We start from the raw sequence: 2,646 nt of genomic DNA, 5'->3' as shown, positions 1-2,646 counted from the left end.
CCGGGAATGACCCGGCCGCAAGTACGGTTTATCATGGGCAACCCTCTGCTTGCCGACACGTTCCATGCCGATCGCTGGGATTATCTGTACAGCCTGCAACCGGGTGGCGGTGAACGCCAACAGGAACGCATCAGCGTTATTTTCAACTCAAACGACCAGCTTGTCAGCCTGTCCGGTGACTTCATGCCGGGCGTAAGCCGTGACGAAGCCATTCTCGGCAAGGACAGTGGCACTACCGTGACCGCTCCTGCTGAAAACGCCGAGAAGCCAAAACCGGAAAAACCGGTCAAGCCAGGTTCCTTGCTGGATCAGATCCAGAAGGACGTCGATGGTGTGGAAACCGTTCCGGTTCCGACACCAGAGCCGCTGGATACCTCGCCGCAATAATTTGCGACGCAATAAAAAACCCGGAGATTCCGGGTTTTTTATTGCCTGCAATTCAGCTTGATTACTGCTCTCGAGCTTTCGCCGCCGCAGCCTTGGCGGCACGCAAGCGCCGCACTTCCTTGGGATCGGCGAGCAGCGGGCGATAAATTTCGATGCGATCCCCCGCTTGAATCAGACGAACCTGAGGATCGGCAATCACTTTGCCAAAGATACCCACCGGGCACTCCGTCAGATCAAGCTCCGGGAACTCGTTGCCAATGCCCGACTTGAGCAACGCCTCCCGTACGGTAATCCCTTCGGGAACACTGACCGCGCGCAAGACCTGACGATCCACGGCCGCATACACGACCTCTATCCCGATCACCGACTCAACCATGCATCTGCTTGGCGCGCTGGCAGAATGCATCCACCAGCGTGTTCGCTGCCTGATTGAACAACGGTCCCAGCGTAGCTCGCACCAGCGGGCCCGCGTAATCGAAGGACAGATCCAGACTGATCTTGCACGCCTTCTCGTTCAACGCCTTGAACACCCAGACACCGTGCAACTGATTGAAAGGCCCTTCTTCGAGGTTCATCTCGATCGACTGCCCCGGCACCAGCGTGTTGCGTGTCACGAAATGCTGACTGAGCCCGCCCTTGGCCACTCCCACACTGGCACGCATATGCTCGGGCGAACTTTCCAGCACTTCAGCAGACGAGCACCACGGCAAGAACTCCGGGTACCGCGCCACGTCGTTGACCAGGTCATAAAGGAACTGCGCCGGATAAGGCAGCAGGGCAGATCGTTGAATATGTGTCGTCATGTGAGCGTTACTTCCAGAGCTGAGCGGCAAACACTACAACAATGCCGATGGGCGCCACGTAGCGCATCAAAAACAAGGACAGGGCAAACAATGCCGGGTGACGGATAGACAACTCGTCACGTACCGCTTCACGCCCCATCACCCAACCGGCGAACAGCACGAAGCACAATCCGCCGAGTGGCAACATGATTCGCGAGGTGAAGAAGTCGATCACGCCGAAGAAATCCAGACCGCCCGCTGCACCCCATTGGTAGAGATGGAACATCCCGCCTTCGTTCACGAAAAATTTGGCTTCCTTCCAGATATTGAAGGAAAACACCGTGCCCAGACCGACGAACCAGCAAATGAATGCCAACCAGAACGTCACCCAGGCACGGCTGACTTTCGTGCGTTCAACCAGATAGGCAACCATCGGCTCCAGCAGAGAAATCGCCGAACTCCAGGCAGCAATCGCCACCAGAACAAAGAACACAACGCCCATCAGTTGGCCAAAAGCCACGTTACCGAAAGCAAATGGCAGACTGACGAACATCAGGCCAGGCCCTTCGCTAGGGTTCAGCCCGCCAGCGAATACAATCGGGAACAAGGCCAGGCCGGCCACCAGCGACACGAAGGTATCAAGCAGCGCTACGCCAACCACCGTGCCGGACAGCGACGTGTTCTTCGGCATGTAAGCACCGTAGATCATGATCGAGCCCACGCCTACGCTCAGCGAGAAAAACGCGTGCCCCATGGCCGGCAACAAGCCGTCGAGGACCTTTTCCGGGTGGAAATCGAACATGAAATGCACGCCCTCCATGAAATGCCCGGTGGTCATGCTGTAACCCAGCAGCACCAGCACCATCACGAACAGTAGCGGCATCATGATGCGCAAACTGCGCTCCAGCCCGGCGACCACACCTTTGGCGATCACCAGCGCCGACAAAAGCATGAAAACTGTGTGCCAAAGTGTCAGACGCCATGGGTCGGCGATGACATTACCGAAATAGGCACCGACTTGATCGGCGCTGGCACCCTGAAAATCACCGCGCCCCATATCGACGATGTAATCCAGCGACCAGCCGCCGACCACGCTATAGAAAGACAGGATCAACAATGCCGTGATCATCCCGGCAAACGCGCCCCAAGACCACTTGGCCGAGTGCCCGGCTTCCAGTGCCAGCACCTTCAAGGCGTTCGCCGGACTCTGCCGAGCGCGCCGGCCGATCAGGGTTTCAGCGAGCATGACCGGGATCCCGATCAGTGCGATGCACGCCAGAAACATCAGCACAAAGGCGCCGCCGCCGTAGACCCCGACCATGTAGGGGAACTTCCAGATACTACCCAGTCCCACGGCCGAACCGGTCGCGGCGAGTATGAATACCCAGCGGCTAGCCCAACTGCCGTGGACAGAAACCTTGTCTGTCGACATCGTTTATCACGCCCAAGCGTTAGAAAAAGAGGCCGCATTGTCCGG

General features: G+C 57.7%; 4 protein-coding genes. 1 reads left to right on the top strand and 3 read right to left on the bottom strand.

The window, feature by feature from the left end; genetic code table 11:
• Window positions 1–387, top strand: a 387-nt coding sequence (locus ACIONG_RS30250; RefSeq protein WP_401304670.1) for an outer membrane protein assembly factor BamE, incomplete at its 5' end; no start/stop codon positions are given.
• A 61-nt stretch (window positions 388–448) separates the two neighbouring features.
• Here the strand turns inward: ACIONG_RS30250 and ACIONG_RS30245 are convergent.
• From ACIONG_RS30245 to ACIONG_RS30235, 3 genes are read right to left on the bottom strand one after another with little or no spacing between them, the layout of a single operon-like run.
• Window positions 449–763, bottom strand: coding sequence for an RnfH family protein (locus ACIONG_RS30245; protein ID WP_315446813.1), 315 nt, complete (start codon window positions 761–763; stop codon window positions 449–451).
• Entirely contained in the window at window positions 756–1,190 is a 435-nt protein-coding gene (locus tag ACIONG_RS30240) for a type II toxin-antitoxin system RatA family toxin (RefSeq protein ID WP_003221509.1), read from the bottom strand. The genes ACIONG_RS30245 and ACIONG_RS30240 overlap by 8 nt, the downstream gene beginning before the upstream one ends.
• A 7-nt stretch (window positions 1,191–1,197) precedes the next feature.
• Window positions 1,198–2,601 (bottom strand): sodium-dependent transporter, encoded by a 1,404-nt coding sequence (locus ACIONG_RS30235; protein ID WP_315446811.1) that lies wholly within the window; start codon window positions 2,599–2,601, stop codon window positions 1,198–1,200.
• Window positions 2,602–2,646 lie beyond the last annotated feature (45 nt).

This window comes from Pseudomonas sp. NPDC087817 (assembly GCF_044742875.1).
Lineage (GTDB): Bacteria > Pseudomonadota > Gammaproteobacteria > Pseudomonadales > Pseudomonadaceae > Aquipseudomonas.
The sequence above is the reverse complement of the archived record's forward strand: the minus strand, read 5'-3'. Positions and strand labels throughout refer to the sequence as shown.